The organism is Ktedonobacter sp. SOSP1-85 (assembly GCF_016587415.1).
Classification (GTDB): domain Bacteria; phylum Chloroflexota; class Ktedonobacteria; order Ktedonobacterales; family Ktedonobacteraceae; genus Ktedonobacter.
On record NZ_BNJI01000002.1, the window covers coordinates 2,249,187 to 2,269,234 of the forward strand.

At 52.3% G+C, this 20,048-nt stretch carries 19 protein-coding genes and 1 rRNA gene; 13 read left to right on the forward strand and 7 right to left on the reverse strand.

Features of this window, described 5'->3' with window-relative positions; all coding sequences use genetic code 11:
• Positions 1–310 precede the first annotated feature (310 nt).
• The 7 genes from KTE_RS37770 (at position 311) to fxsT (ending at position 7,565) form a co-directional block, all read left to right on the forward strand.
• Positions 311–511, forward strand: coding sequence for a hypothetical protein (locus KTE_RS37770; RefSeq protein ID WP_201390929.1), 201 nt, complete (start codon positions 311–313; stop codon positions 509–511).
• 259 nt (positions 512–770) lie between these two features.
• Positions 771–971: a hypothetical protein gene (locus KTE_RS37775; RefSeq protein ID WP_201374232.1), complete on the forward strand. Its 201-nt coding sequence runs from the start codon at positions 771–773 to the stop codon at positions 969–971.
• A gap of 174 nt (positions 972–1,145) precedes the next feature.
• Entirely contained in the window at positions 1,146–2,399 is a 1,254-nt protein-coding gene (locus KTE_RS37780; RefSeq protein ID WP_201390931.1) for a pitrilysin family protein, read from the forward strand.
• A 47-nt stretch (positions 2,400–2,446) separates the two neighbouring features.
• Positions 2,447–3,007 carry a hypothetical protein gene (locus KTE_RS37785; protein ID WP_201390933.1) on the forward strand — a complete coding sequence of 187 codons (561 nt, stop codon included), beginning with the start codon at positions 2,447–2,449 and terminating at the stop codon, positions 3,005–3,007.
• A 44-nt stretch (positions 3,008–3,051) separates the two neighbouring features.
• The gene (locus KTE_RS37790) at positions 3,052–4,407 is read left to right on the forward strand and encodes an MFS transporter (RefSeq protein ID WP_201390935.1); all 1,356 of its coding nucleotides are present in this window, start codon (positions 3,052–3,054) and stop codon (positions 4,405–4,407) included.
• Positions 4,408–4,765: 358 nt separating this feature from the next.
• Complete coding sequence (locus KTE_RS37795) at positions 4,766–5,002, forward strand: hypothetical protein (protein ID WP_201390937.1); 237 nt, start codon at positions 4,766–4,768, stop codon at positions 5,000–5,002.
• Between the two features lie 196 nt (positions 5,003–5,198).
• Positions 5,199–7,565, forward strand: coding sequence for an FxSxx-COOH system tetratricopeptide repeat protein (gene fxsT / locus KTE_RS37800; protein WP_201390939.1), 2,367 nt, complete (start codon positions 5,199–5,201; stop codon positions 7,563–7,565).
• Positions 7,566–8,214: 649 nt separating this feature from the next.
• Here fxsT and KTE_RS37805 read toward each other — a convergent pair.
• Positions 8,215–8,769, reverse strand: a complete 555-nt coding sequence (locus KTE_RS37805; RefSeq protein WP_201390941.1) for a hypothetical protein — start codon at positions 8,767–8,769, stop codon at positions 8,215–8,217.
• 214 nt (positions 8,770–8,983) lie between these two features.
• Between KTE_RS37805 and KTE_RS37810 the strand changes: the two genes are divergently transcribed.
• Positions 8,984–9,724, forward strand: coding sequence for an alpha/beta fold hydrolase (locus KTE_RS37810; protein ID WP_201390943.1), 741 nt, complete (start codon positions 8,984–8,986; stop codon positions 9,722–9,724).
• Between the two features lie 149 nt (positions 9,725–9,873).
• Here KTE_RS37810 and rrf read toward each other — a convergent pair.
• The 5 genes from rrf to KTE_RS37835 form a co-directional block, all read right to left on the reverse strand.
• Positions 9,874–9,990 (reverse strand): 5S ribosomal RNA (rrf, locus tag KTE_RS37815).
• Positions 9,991–10,280: 290 nt separating this feature from the next.
• Positions 10,281–11,159, reverse strand: a complete 879-nt coding sequence (locus tag KTE_RS37820) for an ABC transporter ATP-binding protein (RefSeq protein WP_201390945.1) — start codon at positions 11,157–11,159, stop codon at positions 10,281–10,283.
• Between the two features lie 54 nt (positions 11,160–11,213).
• Complete coding sequence (locus KTE_RS37825; RefSeq protein WP_201390947.1) at positions 11,214–12,179, reverse strand: ABC transporter permease; 966 nt, start codon at positions 12,177–12,179, stop codon at positions 11,214–11,216.
• Positions 12,180–12,269: 90 nt separating this feature from the next.
• Positions 12,270–13,133, reverse strand: a complete 864-nt coding sequence (locus tag KTE_RS37830) for a hypothetical protein (protein ID WP_201390949.1) — start codon at positions 13,131–13,133, stop codon at positions 12,270–12,272.
• Positions 13,134–13,676: an RNA polymerase sigma factor gene (locus KTE_RS37835; protein ID WP_236600895.1), complete on the reverse strand. Its 543-nt coding sequence runs from the start codon at positions 13,674–13,676 to the stop codon at positions 13,134–13,136.
• Between the two features lie 355 nt (positions 13,677–14,031).
• Here KTE_RS37835 and KTE_RS37840 point away from each other — a divergent pair, with 355 nt between their 5' ends.
• Entirely contained in the window at positions 14,032–14,361 is a 330-nt protein-coding gene (locus KTE_RS37840) for an alpha/beta fold hydrolase (protein WP_201390953.1), read from the forward strand.
• 42 nt (positions 14,362–14,403) lie between these two features.
• On the opposite strand, the gene KTE_RS37845 is transcribed toward KTE_RS37840, so the two are convergent.
• The gene (locus KTE_RS37845; RefSeq protein ID WP_201390955.1) at positions 14,404–15,939 is read right to left on the reverse strand and encodes an RNA-guided endonuclease TnpB family protein; all 1,536 of its coding nucleotides are present in this window, start codon (positions 15,937–15,939) and stop codon (positions 14,404–14,406) included.
• A 427-nt stretch (positions 15,940–16,366) separates the two neighbouring features.
• Between KTE_RS37845 and KTE_RS37850 the strand changes: the two genes are divergently transcribed.
• The 4 genes from KTE_RS37850 (at position 16,367) to KTE_RS37865 (ending at position 19,961) form a co-directional block, all read left to right on the forward strand.
• The gene (locus tag KTE_RS37850; protein WP_201390957.1) at positions 16,367–17,377 is read left to right on the forward strand and encodes a phosphotransferase enzyme family protein; all 1,011 of its coding nucleotides are present in this window, start codon (positions 16,367–16,369) and stop codon (positions 17,375–17,377) included.
• A gap of 111 nt (positions 17,378–17,488) precedes the next feature.
• A complete protein-coding gene (locus tag KTE_RS37855) occupies positions 17,489–18,211 on the forward strand; it encodes a hypothetical protein (protein WP_201390959.1) in 723 nt (240 codons plus the stop codon).
• A 34-nt stretch (positions 18,212–18,245) separates the two neighbouring features.
• The gene (locus tag KTE_RS37860; RefSeq protein WP_201390961.1) at positions 18,246–19,148 is read left to right on the forward strand and encodes an ABC transporter ATP-binding protein; all 903 of its coding nucleotides are present in this window, start codon (positions 18,246–18,248) and stop codon (positions 19,146–19,148) included.
• Between the two features lie 30 nt (positions 19,149–19,178).
• The gene (locus KTE_RS37865; protein ID WP_201390963.1) at positions 19,179–19,961 is read left to right on the forward strand and encodes a hypothetical protein; all 783 of its coding nucleotides are present in this window, start codon (positions 19,179–19,181) and stop codon (positions 19,959–19,961) included.
• The last annotated feature ends 87 nt before the right edge of the window (positions 19,962–20,048 follow it).

The window sequence follows — 20,048 nt, forward strand, 5'->3', positions numbered from 1 at the left end:
CCAGGAGGAGAACAGGGTTCGTGATCTTGTCATTTGTTTGAGAAGATGCCAGGCGCCAGGTCGGGCAAGCGGCTATTTCGAGTCGCTTTAGCGGTTCAGCAAGTTTCTTTGTGATAGCTCTAGCTGTACTGATAGGGCTAACGAATGCAAGCGTTAGCCTCTAGTGTTCTGTCAACGTTGATTGGAAAGGTGGGGAGTGCAGAGGGGCGTCAGCCCCTCTGCGTCTCTCCTCTTGCCGCCGCAGGCGGCGTGAAACCTTTCGGATGAAGATTGACAGAGCACTAGTTTACAAAAATTGGAGGATATTGCAATGGCAGACGAACAGAATCCAACAAATGAACAGAAGCCAGAAGGCGAAGAGAAGCGCATTACGCTCGATCCCTCGAAGTTTACGATCAGCGAGGATGGGAAGGTCATTTTGACTGCACCAGAATTTGCTGATGCATTGCGCGCTGCGGCAGACGATGATGATGCCAATGGTCATGGGATTGGCGTTGCCGTAATTTTCTAGTTTTTAACAACACAGGAACTTTCAGGCGTACCCATCGAGTGGCAAACTCATGATGAGCATCAATGGATCATCCAGGAGGAGAACAGGGTTCGTGATCTTGTCATTTGTTTGAGAAGATGCCAGGCGCCAGGTCGGGCAAGCGGCTATTTCGAGTCGCTTTAGCGATTCAGCAAGTTCTTTGTGATAGCTCTAGCTGTACTGATAGGGCTAACGAATGCAAGCGTTAGCTTCTAGTTTACAAAAATTGGAGGATATTGCAATGGCAGACGAACAGAATCCAACAAATGAACAGAAGCCAGAAGGCGAAGAGAAACGCATTACGCTCGATCCCTCAAAGTTTACGATCAGCGAGGATGGAAAGGTCATTTTGACTGCACCAGAATTTGCTGATGCATTGCGCGCTGCGGCAGACGATGATGATGCCAATGGTCATGGGATTGGCGTTGCCGTAGTTTTCTAGTACCACAGAGTCCGGTTGGATTGGTGAGTTTGTGAAACACAACGCTTGTCTCTCCAACGTATCGTTGTACATCCCCTGACCGGTTGTTGGCTAACTTTGTTCTCCTCCTGGGTGATTCATTGGTGCGATTCTTGCTTTTTATAGAGGAGTCGCACCAAAAAGAAAGTGTGGGCGATGAACATGTTCGCTGCTGACTACTTGATCAAATCTATTTTCCCCAACGGATTACAAATATTAGTGCAGCCTCGCAGGTATGCGCGTACAACCAGTTGGGGCATTTTTGTTAATCATGGGGTTCGCGATGAAACCAAAGAAAGTAATGGCATAAGCCATTTTATGGAGCATGTGATCTTTAATGCGCAATATCGTAGTCAGTCTGAGCTTGCTCGCCTGGTGCAGCAAGGAGCAATTGTTGAGGCCTTCACCACAAAAGAATATACTCAGTTTTCGGTGACGACGGTACCTGCTGAAAATGATGCCGCTTTACATAGCCTGGCGACCTTGATCCGTCGACCCTCGTTCAATACGTCGCTTATTGAAACAGAGCGGGCAGTCATTGATCAGGAGATCAAGACCTTTATGTCCACCAGGAAGTCACTCGATGAGTGGGTTGAGCGAGCGCTTTTTGGCAATAGGAGCCTGGGATTATTTACATTGGGGCCACGTGAGAATCTAGACACCTTTAACGAAGCAAATTTGCAGGAGCGTTACAGCACCTATTACACGCCCTTGCGCACGGTCATTATCTGTCAGGGAGCTGTAGAAGGAACTGAGGTGCTGGAGAAAGTTTTTGATGCTTTCCATGATTGGGCGCAAAAGCCCACCTCTATTCCTCCACCCAGATTCGAGGATGTGCCGCAAATGATCGGCATCCCTACCTCGTCCCAGCAAGTTTCTTTATACGTTGCATTTCGCGGCCCGAGCCTGACAAATATTGACCGATTACCTTTTTCGCTGATAGCAGATTGCCTGGGATTAGGAGTCGGATCACGGCTCTGGAACTCCTTACGTGAAGAACGTCAACTGGTCTATGAAATACAAGCGACACCAACCACTTATGGTGTCGCCGGGTATATGACCATTCGGCTTTCTTGTGAGCGAAATAAGGTGCGCGAGGTGATTCAAGTGTTGCTCGCGGAGATTGCAAAATTGCATCAAGGCCTGGATGATTCAGAGCTAGAACGAGCGCGAACGATACGAACAACGGGTCTGCTTCATCAACACGAGAATTCACGTTTGATGCTTCCTTCTACCGGGAAATTTGCCGTCAATGGGCTTACGTTATTTGTCGATACTGAAATCCAGAGCTTGAAACTGGTTACAACGGATGATACTGCACGTGTCGCTCGTCAGTACTTGAACGAAGATACTCTTGCAATTGTGGCGTATGGATTAAGTCGAGAAGAATTACTCAATAGCGTTGCCTAGTGTGAAACGCCTGCCTGGCGGGCATACAAAAAGAAGGGAAAGTTCATATGGCTATACCTGTTGAGGGTCAATCTCCGCTACGTTTGCTTGTACTGCCAGTCTTGTTAGCGCTGATGGAAGGTGAGCGCACGTGTAGCGATATTGCACGACAATCCAACTTAAGTGTTTCAAAAGTCAACAGCATTCTCGAGGAGTTGCTCGATCGGCACCTGATTATCGAGACGACGCCGTTGACGCGCGATCAATTTAATGAGCCGCGTTATCGGATTGCGGACGGCGAAGCGGCAATGGCAACACTAACAAGCGAGTTGTCTGAAAATCCTATCCCTTATGTCTTGCAGATTCTTGATGCTGTCCGTAATGAATTGCCTAAAGCGGTACAACAAAGCAAAAGTATTCAGGCATGGTATTCACGTTTGATTCTTACCCCGGAGGTTGCCCATCAGTTAGTGGACCGTTTGTTTCAACTGATGAACGAGTTTGAAGAGATGCAGACGCCTGCACCACTTGAAGTATCAGACGGCTCTTCGTTCGCGGCACCTCAGAGAAATTCTTATCGACTCTGCATCGCATTCTATCAGGTTGGCGCAGAGGAGACGCGTCCATAGAATTGCGCCAGTGTGCCAACAGTCGTAGAGGGGTGAAGAAGGCCATGCTATTTCAAACACTACCGCGATCATTAGGCAAATTGCTTATTAACCGCGAATATGCATTTTTATGGGGTGGGCAAGCGGTTTCATCATTAGGCGATTCAACTTTCGACCTGACGTTAGTGGTATGGATCGCTGCCACCATTGCACGGCAGGCTAATGGGCAGGCTGCGACATGGGCACCAGTAGCGGTAAGTGGTGTCTTGATAGCCGTCGCCTTGCCATCCCTACTCTTTGGGCCGATTGCGGGAGTGTTTGTTGATCGTTGGGAGAAAAAGAGTGTTATGCTTTGGGCGGATTGTATCCGCATGTTCCTGGTTCTCTTGTTGGTCCTTGTATCCGGATCCTCCTTTTTCCCCTGGAAACCTGATCGAGCCGTCCAACTTGGCGCCATTTACGTGACTGTCTTTCTGGCGAGCATCTGTTCACAATTCTTCTCTCCAGCACGAGCTGCGCTCATCAATGATCTTGTTGATAAAGAACAATTAGGGCGAGCAGCGGGACTGGCGCAAGTTTCCCAAAGTATTGCATTGATTATGGGACCACCACTCGCTGCGCCCGTTCTCTTTGGTTTTGGGGTTGAGTGGGCCCTGCTCTTTAATGCTGGAACGTTCCTGATATCTTTTCTCTGCGTTCTGGCTGTCCAGGCACCTGCATTCGTGAGAAGCGGTGGCAAAGCCGAGCAGCAAAAATTTACTCGTGAATTTCTTGAGGGTATTACATTTTCTATAAATAACACAGTGCTTCGTGTATTGCTCGTGACAATTGTTGTTGTGTCGTTAGGAGCAGGAGCCATTAACGCGCTTATGGTGTTCTTTGTCAGCGATAACCTGCACGTAAATGTTACCTATGTTGGTTTATTAGATGGCTTCTTTGGGGTGGGTGTGATCATTGGCGCTCTTTTGGTATCGGTGCTTTCGAGTAGGCTTCAGGAAACTCGGATGTATACTCTGGCTATCCTGGGGTTTGGCTTGCTCTTCTTATTACTTGCCCGTACCTCAAATCTGCTCATCGCCCTGGCTATTCTTCTTTTTCTGGGTCTGGCTCAGGCCACGGTCAATGTCACCCTTGTCCCTATCGCGCTAAAGAGTGTGCCACGTGGTATGATTGGACGCGTTATAGGAACGATCAATTCATTAAGTGTGCTTTCCAGTCTTATATCCGTCTCACTTGCGGGCTACCTTGCCAGTAATCTTTTTAAGGATATTCATGGCACTGTTCTGGGCTTTGCCATTGGTCCAATTGATACTATTTTTACCCTCTCAGCGCTGCTGTTTCTCCTTAGTGGTATATATGCCTTTATGTACTTGCGCTCATCATCTGTGGATAAGGAAGCAGCGTCCCTCCAAGCGAAATGAGAAAAGCCTGCATTTCTCTACCCTGATAGGGGATGGTGTAGGCTATATTTCCTTCTATCCAAGAAAACGTAACTACGGACAAGCGCTAGAGATGCACTTGTCCGTAGTTGCGTTTCCCTCCAAGTATTTGCTGGAAGCGCTGCTATCATCTTGATTTTTCTTATAGTTTAATCAAGGAGCGTGATGCTTCAAGCTATCCATCGTTGCCAATAGCACTTCCCCCTTCAGTAGAATATAATACGCTATATTCTGCTTCCTTGCCTAAAGTATACTTTACAAATTAGTTTTACTCTTCTATACTAGTTACTAAACATTGTGCAAACAAATAAGTCAATTGTGCAGAAAATAAGGATGTACTATGCATTCTGTCGAATGTTTGTGTCAAAAACGGCTATGTGACCGTGTGGCTCAGGAGATGCTGGCCGGGACCTCTTCCCTGGTTGATCCATTGGGCAGGTTGGCCAACCTGTATCGAGAGCAACAAAAAAACGAACACACAACGCTATGGTACCAACGGGCGCTCTCGGATAAAGAACATCACTTGATAACCCATCCCCCATACCTGATAGATGCCTTCTTTGAGCACAAGCTTTGACAGGAGAAGGATGAGAATACATTCCTCTCTGCCCGACGCCTTTTCTTGCCAAATCGTGCCTGCTTGTTCCCCTTTCTTTTTCGAGAGGGCCTGCTCTTAAAAACGCTTTAAGTGTTGATGCTTCGTCTAGATACTACCCTGTGTTTTTGCACTACCTGGCGCACATTCCATCCACAGAAATTACACAAGCTCTTGAGTGAAAATACATGTTTCCGACGAACAACGTAACTTCGAATTGGTAAAGTGTGTAATCCAACCAGGAGGTATACAGATGGAGGAAACGGGTTCAATCACTTCTTTCAGTGATGTCTTGAAGACGCTGCGCAAACAGAAGAAGATCACTCAACGACAGCTAGCGGAAAGATTAGGTGTACACTATAATACAATTTCTATGTGGGAAAGAGGCAATTGCTTACCAGAGAGTAAAGGCATCGTCCTGACATTAGCAAGACAATTAGGATTGAATGAGGATCAGACCCATCAATTGCTGGAGGCCAGCCTGACCGCTCTTACTCCATATTGGAATGTGCCTTATCAACGCAATCCCTTCTTCACTGGCCGTGAAAGCCTTCTCTCGCATCTTTACGAATGTCTCTCTCCTGAGAGGAGCGATAGTGTTTCTCACTCCTGTGCATTGTGCGGCTTGGGAGGTGTTGGGAAGACGCAGGTTGCCATCGAATATGCATATCGCCATTTTCAGGAGTACTCTGCTGTTTTCTGGATTCATGCCGAAACGTATGAAAGCCTTCTCTCCAGCTATATTGCTCTCGCTGATTTTCTCCGTCTCCCTGAATATCAGACACGAGAGTCAAGCCAGATTGTTACTGCAACTATTCAATGGCTAAACAAACACAGTAACTGGCTACTTATCATAGATAATGTAGAAGATAGCGCCCTCATTACACCCCTACTTCCTGTCGCCCGAAAAGGCTCTTTCCTCTTTACAACTCAACTTTCCACATTGGGGGCGCTCGCTGAGAGCATACAACTTGAGCCGATGACACACATTGAGGGGGTGCGCTTTTTACTCCGTCGTATACGTTCGACTAACCTCGGTCTTGCTCGTTATGAGCATGAAGACGTTACCCAACTGATAGGGGTCATGGGAGGGCTGCCCCTGGCGCTTGATCAAGCTGGCGCATACATCGAGGAATCGCGTTGTCGTATTTCTGATTATCTGGATCTCTACCAGAGATATGGAACATATTTGTTACAACATCGTGGAAGCGTTATTGTTGACCATCCTGACACGGTTTACGCAACATTATCACTTTGTCTTGAAAAAATACGACAAAGGATCCCTCTGGCAATTGAGCTCCTCTATTTCTGCGCCTTCCTTTCTCCAGAGGCTATTCCAGAGGAACTTATTTATGAGGCTGCTGCGCTTAATGATTCACCCCTTGCTCCACTCGCAAAAAATCCTCTCCAACTCAATGAAGTAATCCGGGAATTGCTGACATACTCCTTGCTTCAGCGAGATGCTCGTTCAAGGCTCCTTTCGATTCATCGCTTAGTGCAGGATCTTATCAAGAATATGATGGATGAAAAGAGCCTGTATTTCTATGCCGAGAGAGCCGTACGGGCTGTCAATAACAAATTTCCTGATAGCAGAGCATTTACAAACTGGTCTGATTGCCAGAAGTATCTTCCCCATGCGCAGCTTTGCACTCTATTAATCGGGAAGCATAAATTTACTTTTCCAGAGGCCGCACAGCTTTTGTTCCAGGTTGGTCTTTTTTTGCTTCAACAGTCCCAGTATACACAGGCTGAGCATCTCTTACTACAAGCCCTTGACAGGTACCGGAACATACCTGAGGAGCAGTTAAGCGTTGCGGATTGTCTCAATAATCTGGCGACGCTCTATCACGTTCTTGGGAATTATGCACAAGCAGAGTCGATGCTTCAAGAAGGGCTGGCTATCCGTCAGCGCTGTTTAGGTCTGGAGCATCAGGCGTGCGCCGAGAGTTTAAACGACCTTTCCACTGTCTATTTCAGCCAGAAAAAATATATACAGGCCGAGGAGCAGTGTTTGCAGGCGCTCACGATCTGGGAGAAAAATCTTGGTCTCGATCATTCCGATGTCGCAATCAGCCTGAACAACCTGGCAAGCATCTATCAAGCTCAGGAAAAATATGAGCAGGCGGAGTCATTTCTGCTACGAGCAAGCACAATCTGGAAAAAGGTTCTAGGGGAAAGGCATCCAACCCTGGCTTTTGCTCTTGCGAATCTGGCAAAGCTCTATCAGAAGCAGGGAAAAAATTCTCAAGCTCATACCCTTTTTCAGCGAGCGCTAGCAATTAGGGAAGAGGCTCTAGGCCCCAATCACCCGCGAGTTGCTCGTAGCCTGCTTGATCTGGCGTCCTTTTACCAATCTGAAAGGGAATACGCTTTAGCTCTCACCTATTCTCAACGGGCTTTTACTATTTTTCAGGAGGCCTTTGGTCTGGAGCACGCCGATACCGTGATGGCCTCCGAGGTGGCGGCTGCGTGTTCGCAAGCACAGTCTGATTTTCTGCAGGAGCCTTCCTCCTACTCTGAAGCTGATATTTCAGAAGCTGGCTGAATCAGCCCCGATGGGCCATATTGGACAAATAGTAGTGGAGAAATTTTTTGTCCAATATGGCTTCTTGCCTCGTCTCTTTTGTACTCAACTGTCAAGGCAAATCCTCTCTATTGAAGGCAGTTCCCACTCTATTTGTTGCATACAGGCATTGGGGTTACTCAAGGTCAGCTCTTGCGAGCTGAAAGCGGTTCCAAAACCAGACACCAGGAAACTTATTGCTAAAAGCAAAAAAAAGAGTAAGAAGAAGTAGACCCTCGTCCACAAGAAGCGGTATTTTTTCCATAGTTGTGTCGCCATATGCTTTTTCCTCTCTTCTGTACCTGGCTTGAAATATGAAAAATATTCTTTTACAAAGCCAATACTACACTAAAGCATTCACAAAATAGATGTGTTTTTTGATGGAAATGAGAGGCTCTGTCAGACGGGGGTACACATCATCACACTTTGTCTCCAAGTGGTGCTGCTTTTAGCTTCTTTCGTGCTTCTTTATTTTTTGTTCTTAGTTTTCTATGTATGCTGATCCTTTGTTTAAAACTGTTCCCAAATTCTTGCCAGAGTTGAGCTCTTCCCATGGGATACGCAACGAGATGACACCAGGGAACAAAAGAGCAATGGGCGTTTCCTCACCTGAAAAGGGAGGGCCAAGATGTTAGTATCTCGGAAATGCCTTTCCCTCTTGATTTTGTCTAAAAGCAGCCCCTATCCCTGTAACCCCAAATCCAACAATCAATGCCAGAAAAAGATCGACAAGATAGGCAAAAATATAAATAACGAGTGTATCTTTTAATGAGGTGTATCGTGAGATCGAGCCGGAAAGGATTACAAGATAGGAACAGGCATCGACAAAGAGAAAACAGGCCAGAGCGATCAAACAAGCCAATGCTGAATATTTCCGCGTGAAGTAACCAGTAAAGAAGTAGACTGGAGTACAAAGAGCAGTAACGATTAGACTGATCACGATGTTTCCTTGATACAGTAAACCGAAAAGATATGAGCTGGCAAATATGCTGAAGAGCGCATTACTCACAACTGGAGTGGTAAAAATGATTGTGGTAACAATGACAATTCCTGCCAGGATAGCCCCAGCTAAAAACCCATGCATGAGCACGCTTATCGTATTTGAGTGTTGTGACGGAGTGTATCGGTGACTTTGTGAAGTTGAGATTATTGTCGGTTCCTCCATCTGATTATCTTGATATTGCATGTTATACTCCTTTTCGTGGAAAGAGTGAAAGAGAATTCGTTTCCCTGCAATGGGGCATTATAACCGTATGGATAATATACAAGAATTTGGAGTTTGGCTGTGAACTGCTTCACAGCTTCGAGTGGGCCTATAGACATACCATTAGAGCAAAGGGGCTCGTTGCCACCCGATTTTCCTTTATTGAAGCTCCACTCAACGGAAAGGATCTACCTGGATGCCTCTCACGAAAGAAGGTACCACTATTGCCTCTGTTCCTGCACTTCTCTACTTCCACGATTCGAGAGAGGCGTGTGCCGAGCGAGGTACGGTATTGTTCTATCATGGCTTTGGCGGGAACAAAGAGAAGATCGAAGCCCATCCAGTTAGCCTCGCGCAGGCCGGGTTTCTGGTGATTAGCCTGGATGCCGTCGGGCATGGGCAACGACGCTACCCCCACTTCACGGAGTTGTTCAATGACGAGCGCTGGGCAAGGGAACCAGAAGCCACTGAGGCAGACTATCTTGCGATTGTGCGCCAAACGGCAGCTGAAGTACCGCGAATCATCGACGAACTGCTTTTCTGTGGGTGGGCACAACCCGAGCGTCTGGGCATCGGGGGGATCTCGATGGGCGGCGAAATCACCTACGCGGCCATCGTCAACGAATCCCGCTTGCGCGTGGCGACCCCTATACTTGGCTCTCCTGAGTGGGAATTACCCTGGCCCGAGAGTCCGCACCGGCATGTTGAGCGTTTTTTTCCGGTCGCTCTGTTTTCCCAAGCGGCGGCGGCGGATGAGGCAGTGCCAGCCCGCTACATCCGTGCATTTCACGAGCAGCTCACGCCGTTGTACGCCTCTGCCCCGGAGCGGCTGTGCTACCTGGAATATCCCGATGTTGGTCATGGACTTTCACCACACCTGTGGGAAACGTCTCGTCAGCGCATGGTAGCCTGGGTCGAGCGGTTTCTGAAAATATAAGCGTTCCTCTGCGCAGCGCGCTTGTCTCCGCAGAGAAGAGGCGAGACTACACTCTTGCTGATCCGTGTTCACCTCTCAGATAACGGACTATCTGGCAGAAGACGATGTCCAGATTGATAATAAAAAAAGACCGCTTGTGTGAGCGGGCGAAACGGCGGTGTCCTATTTTCCCGTGGGGCTGCCCCCAAAGTATCGTTGGAGCTGAAGAGCTTAACTACCGTGTTCGGGATGGGAACGGGTGTACCCTCTTCGCAATAACCACCGGTTCGCCTGCGCATACAAGCGGTTCCGATTGACATAGTGAATAATACCATCCTCTTGGCGATTTGTCAATACTTTTTTTGCAACTTCAGAGGTTCTCTATGAACGCACAGCAAGTCAAGGAGGAAAATGGCACACTCTTCCCTTTACTGAGAAGGGATCCTGTCCTGCTATCCGTTTTTTGTGAGGCTCCGCTCATCAATCCCTGCATGTAGGCCAGAGCTCGCTGATGAGACTCTGAAGGAGCTCGACGGATCAACCCACCGAGCTTCCTGGAGGAGAGTGCGCACTCCTGTCAGACCCGAATGGCTTGTCTGCCCGTTGCCAGCAGATAGGCTTCTTCCAGGCTGGGGTCACTGACGACGGCAGCCTCGTGCGGGCGGGCGGCACTGACGATACGCAGCGTGATGCCGTTCATCTGGTTGACCATCGTACTGACTTGATAGCTCGCCTGCAATTGCAAGGCAGTAGCTTGATCGGTGGTCACACTCCAGACCGATCCTGCGGTGTGTGCCAACAACGCCAGAGGCGTTGTATCGGCCAGCACACGCCCCTCCTGCAAAATCATTAGTCGGTTGGCCACGGCCTCTACATCGCTGATGATATGTGTACTCAGAATGATGATCCGGTTGCTGGTCAGGCTGGCAAGCAGCGTGCGGAACCGCACACGCTCGGCAGGATCAAGTCCCGCGGTCGGCTCATCAACAATCAAGAGTTCGGGGTCGTTGAGCAGAGCTTGCGCGATGCCGATGCGCTGCTTCATGCCGCCGGAATAGGTGGGCAACTTGCGATCGGCCTCCTGCTCCAGATTCACAATCTCCAGTACCTCATCGACGCGCCGATTGACGAGCGACTTGGGCAGCCCTTTCATCGCGGCCAGGTAGCGCAGGAACTGTCGTCCAGTGAACTCTGGGTAGATGCCAAAATCCTGCGGCAGATAGCCCAACACCCGCCGGAGCGCCTCGCCATGAGCACGGATATCCTGGCCGTTCCAGCGGATGCTCCCCTCGGTGGGCTCCAGCAGAGTCGCGATCATCCGCATCAAGCTTGTCTTGCCAGCGCCATTGGGGCCAACCAGTCCCAGCAGGCCCGGTTCGCAGCGCAGCGAAAGCTCACGCAGCGCCCAATGCTGCCCATAGCGCTTGCTCAGGCGTTCAATTGCCAAATCCATCATTGTTCTCTCTTTCTTTTGAGCGCGCTCCCTCCCTGGAAGGGAGTCACGAGCATCTTAGTGAAGCACGTCGCGAGACCGCCTGAAGGCGAGGGCCGCCACCAGCACCAGCACCAGACTGAGCCCGGCCAGCAGCAGGTGTGGCGCGAACCAGCCCGCGAGGTTGGGCATCTTGTTCTCAACGGAGAGAATGAACTGCTGCAGTTGCGCCTCGTTCGTAATCGTTGGATTGAGGTGAATGGCATAGGAAGAAAGCAGCCCAAGCGCGGTTATCCCGCTAGTCGGGTCCCAATTGACGTACCAGGCAGGAGGGGGAGTGGTATTGCCGCCCAGCCCGAGGGGGATCACCAGCGCCCCCACGATCCATGTCACCATGATCACCACCTTGACCAGTGTGGACAGGCGCGGGAGCAGGGTGCTCAGAGCAAAACCGAAGCTGCTGACCAGGATCGTCGCTGGTAAGACCATGCCGACCCAGAGAAGCAGCACATTGCCAATCTCTGGCGCCGGATAGTCGGTGATGGTCAGATGCAACAGCCCGCCCATCCCCAGGATGGAAGCCAGCAACAGCAGCGCCAGCCCCAGACTCATCACCAGGCCCGCCAGGTAGCGTCCCCAGACATACGCCCAGGTCGGTAGCGCGGTCGTCATGAGCAGTTCGTGGGTGCGCCGGTGTACATCTCGCGTCACGCCATCAGCCGTGAGAAAGGGCAGAAGGAGAACCAGCATCACCAGAACGGTTGGAAGGGTATGAAGAAGCCCCCCCGCGCTGGTTCCGGCAATGAAGCCGCTGAGCGGTTCGCCACCACCGCCGCCAACCGCCACGCCTGCGCTAAATTGATCTGGCGCGTGCAAGGCCCATATCATGAGGAGCAAGAAACCAAAGAGGCCGAGAGCCTGAAACCAGAAGAGGCGGCTGGCGAGAAAACGACGAAATTCCCAGGCTATAACGCTCAGGAGCGGACTCGGGCGCCCAATCGCTCGGGTTTGTTGACTGGTGCCGGTCAATGCAGTGATATTCATGCTACTCTCCTTTTGTATATTCGAGTTTGTAGGTGCGACACTTGTTGCACGTGCCTCTTACGAGCCAGCTCTCAAAAAGGTTCGCGAACCTTATGGACGAGGGAGCAGGCGGTGCATGTCAGCGTGGAGGCGCAGCAGCGCGATGACCAGCAGCGCGATGCCAATGCAACCCGGCAGTACCGAAAGCTCAGGCGTGAGCAGGAGTGCCTGAAGATTGGTGATACTGCCGATGGCCAGGATGGCCAGCCAGCTCCCATAGGCCAGGGAGGCTGCTGCCTGGACCGGGAGGCGCAAGGAGAGCAGCAGAGCTAACCCCGCGACTAGGAGCAGGGGCATGAGCCAGGATAGCGTCAGCTCCAGCACATGCCCGGTGCCGCCCGCCCAGAGCGCCAGGCTCAGCGCAAGACCCAGGCCAACGTCATAGCCCAGCACAATCACCAGCCGGGCCATGACCAGCTGTAGTGGCGAGGGCGGGCAGACCAGTTCCAATTCTAGCACCCGAGCTTCTCTCCCGCGAAAAGCGACGAGAGTCCCCAGGTAGGCCAGAAGCGGCCCGCTGGCGCGCAGCACCATTTCCTGATCGGAAAGGATTTTGCTCAACACGACCACTGAACCCACCAGGGTCACGAGCGCGCTCACCAGCCAGAAGCCCAGGCCGAAGAGGCTGACTTGTGCGCGGGCTGTTGCCAGTAGCAAGGAGAAGTTCGCGTGCCGACGCTGCTGATGCGCGCGGATGGCCTGGCGCACAGGTGAGAGTGTCGGCAGTTCTGTCGTCAGCCGGGCAAGCAGACGCCGGGTGTCTGCGGGTTCGGGCTGTGGTGCCTGCCACTCGGGCAGGCGATGTAAGACGGGGAGCAGATCGGCACACTCATCTGGCGAGGCACCTTGCTCGCGTAGCAAGTCTGTCAACTGCTCTGGTCGCTCAAACGGCCAGGGTGATTGGGAATGAGACATCTAATCCACTCCTTCCTGTACTGGGGCCAGCATAGCGCGTAATCGATGAATGCCCACCGAGAGCCGCGATTTGACCGTATCCAGCGGGATGTGAAGCGCCTCAGCGATTTCTTGTAAGCTGAAGCCTTGATAAAAACGCAGCACTACCACGATGCGATACTCCTCACTAAGCTGAGCAATCGCTGCCCGTATCTCGCTGCCCTGCTCTGCTGCCAGAGCGCGTTCTTCTGGGCCAGGAGTGCTGTCGTATATGTGGAGCAGCGTTTTCTCCTCATCTCCCCCTCGCCAGCCCTGGCGCACTGTAGCGGACTTGAAATGGTCGCGTGCCAGGTTGGTGGCAATTGTATAGAGCCAGGGCTTAAATGGGCGAGCAGGCTGGTATGTGCCTTGTCGTAGCACACGCAGCAGGGTCTCCTGAACCAGATCTTCGGAAAGCTGTCGATCGCCTCCGACGAGACGGTAGAGGTAGCCGAGTAATGGGCCATGGTGACGCGTGACCAGCTCGGCTAATGCCACCTGATCGCCTACCTGAACCGCTGCCATCAACTGTTCATCGCTTCTTTCTTGCATAAGGCTTGGCTTTGTGGGCTCCTTCAGTAGTATGCTGCTTCCTGTTACGAGCGAGAGCCACAAAAGGTTCGCGAGTGCGAGGCAAGGCAAAAGCCTGATCATCCTCTCGGAAAGGCGTGGTTTGAGGCCTTGATTGGCTCATCATCGTCTGTTATCCTCACTACAGGCACCTTTGTGCTCACTGCGACCACGCGTTTTACTACTTATCCGAACACCCTGAGCGCGAAGCGCTAGACACGCAAGTGGCGTTGGGTTTCGGAATAAGATCTGGTGGTCCAGGAGCCAGGAAAACAGAAGAGCGATTCTTTTGAGAAAGGGTGACGTAACGATGACAGAGTGGTCCGAGCATTTTGTTCAGGTCAATGATCTGACAATTCACTATCATCGTGCAGGTGATACAGCGAAACCGGCCATTATTCTTTTGCATGGCGTTATGGACAACGGACTTTGCTGGACGCCTGTGGCATGCGATCTGCAGGCGGATTTTGCGGTCTATATGCTTGATGCACGTGGGCATGGGCGTACAGGTGGCGTACTGGAAAATTTTTCATATAGCGTGCTGGCGGAGGATGTCGCAGCCTTTATTGAGGCGCTGGACTTACAAAAGCCCTATGTATTTGGTGACACTCCGCATGGGCTAAAGCCCAGCAGCTTCTGACACGGCTCCGTAAGCGCCTGCGTGAGACATGTCCCGTAGGGACTACTCAAAATGGAGGCGTAGTGTGGTAGCCATATCTGAGAGGCGCGCACCCATCCGGCGCAATCCTCCCTGGGTGGTGCCAGGCCCGTTGGCGTGATCCCCTTGCCTTGCTTGAGCAATAGATGGTTGCCCTTCGCGTTCGGCATCCTGAGAGATCCCAACACCTGGATCTTTCGACCCCCTCATCGCACATCGCGAACGAGCATGAGGCTTTTCCTTCAACGGTTCTTGGGAGCGCTCGATCAAGCGCTGCCCGATTCTCAGACTGGCATTGCGGTCGGCATGGTCGCGCATCTGGCATTGTGGGCACAGGCAAAGCGCCGCGCCGGGCGTGTATCCCTCAACCGGCTCGCCCTCATTGTAGCGAATGACGGGCGCGTGACAGCGATGGCATTCCCGACTCGTATTGCGCGGATTGACGCGGCACGTGATGAGACCACCTGCATTCCACGCCTTGTACTTCGCGTACTTGAAGATGCGCCCTTTCATCCAGTATGCGCGTTTCATGTTGCTGCGGCGCGAATACGTGCCTTTTTCCGGGCGCAGGTTGCCGAGATGCTCGAAGACGAGAATACTCGCCTCGTGCTTGATGGCGAACTGGACAATGCGGGCGCTCACCTGGTGCGCGATCTGTTCGTCCACGTGCCTGATTTTGGCCCAGAGGTTGGCATTGTCCCGTTCGTTCTCGGCAATGATGCCAGTCTGAGATCGGTTGCGTGTAATACGTCCAAGCAGTTTCTTCCTACAGCCCGATACCGCTGTGCCATTTCCAATGAAGGAAGTAGCCAGGATGGTGCCGTCAACCGTCTGGACACTGCACACAGCGAGATGCTTGTCGAGATTGAGATCCACCGCGCAGACACGTGTCTGCGCGGTGGTGAGTTGCTCTCCGCTCTTTGCGGGAGCCTCGAAGGTCTTCTCAATGGGAGTATGTAACCACCAGCGATCCCCCTTGCGAACCAGTTGCGGGCTCCCTATTGCGTACCCCTCGGGAATATCGCGAGAAAGCGCACCAACTTTGAGCCAGGACCAGCACGAGCCAGTCCACACTCTGAGCATGATGGAGTGCTGAGAGCGTTCTTTCCACAAGCCCGCGTAGAAGGAGGCCGATTTGTTCCAGGTGCGCGGCGGGACCGGTGGCCGCTCCCTGAACGGCTGCTTCTTCTTGCCCTTTTTGCATGGTTTGGCCTCGTGCTTCTCTTTGCGTGCTCGCCACGTTTTGAGCGAGGAGAAAAATGCGCGAGCAGAGCCAACGGCCGCATTAATGGCGGCGCGGCGGAACATCGCGGGGATATCCGGGGCGATGTCGGAGAGTGGCAGAATGGGATGGGGGCTCTTCTCCGTCGCATGGGTAAGTTTCTCCAGGGCGGTGAGGGCCTCCTTGTTCTTGAGAGAGAGGATGCCCTCATGGGCCTGGATGACCTCAAAGTAGAAGGCCACGACACGATTGTAGAGCGCCTGATGCTCCGCGAAGGAGTGGGCTGACTGTGGCGGATACTGCAACGCGTGCCTGATTGTTTTCGTGGCTTTTGCCATTTTTAGTACTTTTCTCTCAAAAACAAATATATTGTGTCTCTTTTAGAGTATACTCCAATGTATTGGAGTTGTCAAACATACGTTCTATATTGTGCTATGCAAGGGCTAAAGCCGGGACACGCCTCACTGCCGCCGTTGAGACGGCGCAGCTTGCGGCGGGCTAAAGCCCGTTGTGTCAGCCCACTTCTTCATCAAGCGGGCGAGTATTGACGCATGGACGGCGTGACAGATGCGTCCAGGGGAGGTGCCTATGAAAACCACAAAAATGTCCCTCATTTTGAGGCGAAGGCCTCCCGTCACGCTGTGCGTTTTTTAGTCCATGGCAGCATGGACCCTACGGATTGTGTATGCCCTCACTGGTGGGGCGTGATGGCGAGAGCTTTCGATCCTGTTGAATATACTCTACAACAAGATGGAGAGAGCTATCATGTCTCATATATTAGATACGCTGGCGGATAGGCCAGCTTTTAGCGTTCCTTTCCCCGTAACGCATTCTATTCTTGCGCCGGAGGCTCTGCTTGCCGAGGTGCTATCCCTGTACGACCTGGATGAGCAGGTCAGTTGCCTCTTTCTGACGCGTGGCGTCAATGATACCTATCTAGTACAGTCAGGCACGACGAAGTATATCTTGCGTGTCTATCGCGCGGGCTGGCGCTCGCTCTCGGATGTGCTGTATGAGATTGATGTTGTGCGCTATCTCGATCAGAAGGGGATTGCTGTCTCCATGCCTGTGTCTCAGAGGGATGGCGGTTTTGTCAGTACGCTTCAGGCGCCCGAGGGACCACGCCAGGCTGTGTTATTCACCTATGCACCAGGAGTGGAGCTGGATCGGCATGGCGCCAGGGACAGCTACCTGCATGGTCGCGTGATAGGAGCTATGCATAACGCGGCCAGTGGGTTTACAAGCGTCCGGCAGCGGGCTCCTCTCGACCTCTCGCTCCTCGCTGATCAATCGCTTCAGACGATTCAGCCGCTCTATACTGGCTCTGCCACTGATTGGGCATACCTGGAGAAACTGGTAGAGCGCCTGCGTGCGCGAATCCAGCAACTCGCGGGACAGGGCTTAGATTGGGGCGCCTGTCACGGGGATAGCCATATGCTGAACGAGCATATGGACGAAGACGGCACGATTACCCTCTTTGATTTCGATTGTTGCGCGCCAGGCTGGCGGGCCTATGACCTGGCCGTGGTACGCTGGTGCGAGGGCTTTTATAACATGGACCCCGGCGATACGCTCTGGCAGTCCTTCCTCAAGGGCTATACCGAGGTCCGTCCACTGGCCGAATTGGACCTGGCGAGCATTCCCGCGTTTGTCGCGCTTCGCGAGGTCTGGCACACCGCGCTTTTGGCCTCGCTCCAGCCCTCTTCTGGGGCCAGGGGCTTTGAACGTATGATGCAGAGAACCCTGCGCCTCCTGCGTGAGTGGGAAGAAAGATAGAGAAAATGGCGCTTTCTCCTTTTCTCTATCTTTCTGTCACAGTTTTGCGACAAAGATGCGATTTTCGTGCCATATCTTCCCTGTATTCTAATGGTTATGAGGAGGGAAGATATGTCACTTGATCAATTGCGTTATGAACTACGGCTGGTGGGGCGCTGGGTGTTTTTGACGCCGGTATTCATCATGGCGAGCCTGGCTGTAGTCGGTTTTCTGTTGGCGACGATGCATGTTCTGCCGCTTAGGATAGCGCAGATCTTCACGGGTGGCCTGGAGATGTTACTGCCTATGGCGGCGGGCGTCATCGTCGCCTCGCTTGTAAGCTACGATCCGGCTATTGAGTTGCAGTTGACGATGCCACGCAAGTATCGCTTCACGGTCGGTACACGCCTGGGCATGGTGGTAGGCTGGGTCGGGATGGTCGCGCTTGTGGCGAGTACCTTTATCTACCACTGGAAATACTGGCGCATACCTGTGCAAGTGCAAACCTGGGGCGTCATTCCCCAGGTGCTCGCTGAGCAATGTACCTGGCTGGCACCGTTGCTCTGGTTCTCTGCCGTGGGCCTCTGCCTGGCCCTGCTCCTGCGGAGCCGCATGGCGAGCGGCGCGATTCTGGCGAGTCTCTGGATTATCGAGGCCATCTTCTATGGTTACTTCATCTTTATTGATTGGCTGAAGCCTCTGTTTCTCTTCCCAACCACGCTGGCTCCTACGATTGATTTCTGGTTACTCAATCGTGGAGAGGTCACGGCTACTGCTTTCATCCTGCTAATTGTTGGCTGGTTTCTTCTACACAATACCGAAGCACTGCTGATGGAGAGCGCGAGCGAAGAATAAGATCGAACAAGAAATTCTATAGGGAGTTATGGTTATGCGCATCGAAATCTCTGCTCTACATAAAGAGTATCGTGGCGGCGTAAAAGCATTACAGAACCTGAATTTGACGATCCCTGGTGGTATGTTTGGCCTGCTGGGACCCAATGGCGCGGGCAAGACTACTTTGATGCGGACCCTGGCGGGCATTCTGCGGCCAACGAGTGGCAGCATTCGTGTCGGTGCCTACGATGGCACAACGGAACGGGGGCGCGACGAGATCAAGGGGACGCTGGGCTATCTGCCACAGGACCTGGGGATGTATCCTGATCTCTCGGCCCGTGAGTTTCTGAATTATGTGGCAATCCTGAAAGGGGTGCGTGATCGGCAGACGCGTAGGCAACAGGTAGAGGCGTTATTGGAGATGGTGGCCTTGAGCGATGTCGCGAACCGCAAGCTCAAGACCTACTCTGGTGGTATGAAGCGCCGCGTAGGCATTGCCCAGGCTCTGGTGAATAATCCACAGTTTATCATCGTCGACGAGCCAACAGCGGGTCTTGATCCCCAAGAGCGCATCCGTTTCCGCAATCTGCTCTCGGATCTGGGGGGCCAGCGAACGGTGTTGCTCTCGACACACATCGTTGAGGATATCGCGCAAACCTGTCAGAACCTTGCCGTGATGCGCGTTGGGTGCGTTGTGTTTCAAGGAACGCTTTCTCAGTTGCTTCAGCAAGCGCAGGGACGGGTATGGCAGATGGCGTTGCCAATGGGGGAGAGGCCAGATAAGGCGCTGACCGTCGTTTCGGCGCTGCATAATGGTCCATCGGTACTCTATCGTATTGTAAGCGAGGAGGCTCCGGCGCCCAACGCGCTTGCGGTGGAACCTAGCTTAGAGGATGGTTATGTCTGGCTGATGCGCGAGCAGCGCCCGGAGGGCCTGGTCACGGGAAGATATGCCTAGTTGTGAGCTTGTAGCAGAGGATTGAAATTGATGAATTACCTTGATGTTTTCCTGGGGGCGCTACGCTATGAGTTTCGTATGCAGGCGCGTCGACCCGCCATCTGGATTACCTGCCTGGGGTTGGGATTGATTCTAAGCCAGTTTCACCAGCCGTGGGGGCGCCCAACCACATCCCCAATAGGAGAGGCAATTGTCTACTGGACGATGGAGATGCACTCCATTCTGGCTATTGCGGTCGGCATTTTGCTGGCGGACCGCCTCTCGCGTGACCAGCGCACACGCGTAGATGAACTGTTTACGACATATCGCTCTCCATCCTCTATGCGTTTGTTTGGCAAATATATGGGGAGTACCCTCGCAACGTTACTGCCTGTTATTATCATCTACAGTGTCGGTGTAGGCTACCTGCTGGCGCGTTGGCAGACACTGGCGGGTCTGCCCATAGCCCTGGCGGCCTTTGCCTGTATTGTCTTGCCAGGGATTTTCTTTATCGCCTCCTTCTCGCTGGCCTGTCCCGCGCTGATGTGGACGCCGCTCTACCAGTTTCTCTTTGTTGGATACTGGTTCTGGGGCAACCTGCTGCCTGGCTTTGGCATCCCATCGCTCAGTGAGACGCCGCTGACGCCAGTTGGAAGCTACATGTGTACCGCTTTCTTTAATGCCGCGAAGCACGAGGGAGTCTGTAACCCCGGCATCGAGGGTGTTACGGCCTGGCAGGGCATCGAAAGCGTGCTGCTCTTGATCTGCGTTGCGTTCCTGGTTATGCTTATGTTACCGCTGTTATTGCGCTGGCAGCGGGGACGGAGATCATAGAGGAGTGTGGCACGACGCTGCTGAAGCACGCTTTTATATCATGATATGGAAATGAGGCGTGCTTCAGCAGCGTTGGCTGGAGGCAAG

Coding starts and splice junctions, on each gene's coding strand:
- KTE_RS37770 (WP_201390929.1), top strand. CDS start 311: ATGGCAGACGAACAGAATCCAACAAATGAACAGAAGCCAGAAGGCGAA.
- KTE_RS37775 (WP_201374232.1), top strand. CDS start 771: ATGGCAGACGAACAGAATCCAACAAATGAACAGAAGCCAGAAGGCGAA.
- KTE_RS37780 (WP_201390931.1), top strand. CDS start 1,146: ATGAACATGTTCGCTGCTGACTACTTGATCAAATCTATTTTCCCCAAC.
- KTE_RS37785 (WP_201390933.1), top strand. CDS start 2,447: ATGGCTATACCTGTTGAGGGTCAATCTCCGCTACGTTTGCTTGTACTG.
- KTE_RS37790 (WP_201390935.1), top strand. CDS start 3,052: ATGCTATTTCAAACACTACCGCGATCATTAGGCAAATTGCTTATTAAC.
- KTE_RS37795 (WP_201390937.1), top strand. CDS start 4,766: ATGCATTCTGTCGAATGTTTGTGTCAAAAACGGCTATGTGACCGTGTG.
- KTE_RS37805 (WP_201390941.1), bottom strand. CDS start 8,769: ATGCAATATCAAGATAATCAGATGGAGGAACCGACAATAATCTCAACT.
- KTE_RS37810 (WP_201390943.1), top strand. CDS start 8,984: ATGCCTCTCACGAAAGAAGGTACCACTATTGCCTCTGTTCCTGCACTT.
- KTE_RS37820 (WP_201390945.1), bottom strand. CDS start 11,159: ATGATGGATTTGGCAATTGAACGCCTGAGCAAGCGCTATGGGCAGCAT.
- KTE_RS37825 (WP_201390947.1), bottom strand. CDS start 12,179: ATGAATATCACTGCATTGACCGGCACCAGTCAACAAACCCGAGCGATT.
- KTE_RS37830 (WP_201390949.1), bottom strand. CDS start 13,133: ATGTCTCATTCCCAATCACCCTGGCCGTTTGAGCGACCAGAGCAGTTG.
- KTE_RS37835 (WP_236600895.1), bottom strand. CDS start 13,676: ATGGCAGCGGTTCAGGTAGGCGATCAGGTGGCATTAGCCGAGCTGGTC.
- KTE_RS37840 (WP_201390953.1), top strand. CDS start 14,032: ATGACAGAGTGGTCCGAGCATTTTGTTCAGGTCAATGATCTGACAATT.
- KTE_RS37845 (WP_201390955.1), bottom strand. CDS start 15,939: ATGGCAAAAGCCACGAAAACAATCAGGCACGCGTTGCAGTATCCGCCA.
- KTE_RS37850 (WP_201390957.1), top strand. CDS start 16,367: ATGTCTCATATATTAGATACGCTGGCGGATAGGCCAGCTTTTAGCGTT.
- KTE_RS37855 (WP_201390959.1), top strand. CDS start 17,489: ATGTCACTTGATCAATTGCGTTATGAACTACGGCTGGTGGGGCGCTGG.
- KTE_RS37860 (WP_201390961.1), top strand. CDS start 18,246: ATGCGCATCGAAATCTCTGCTCTACATAAAGAGTATCGTGGCGGCGTA.
- KTE_RS37865 (WP_201390963.1), top strand. CDS start 19,179: ATGAATTACCTTGATGTTTTCCTGGGGGCGCTACGCTATGAGTTTCGT.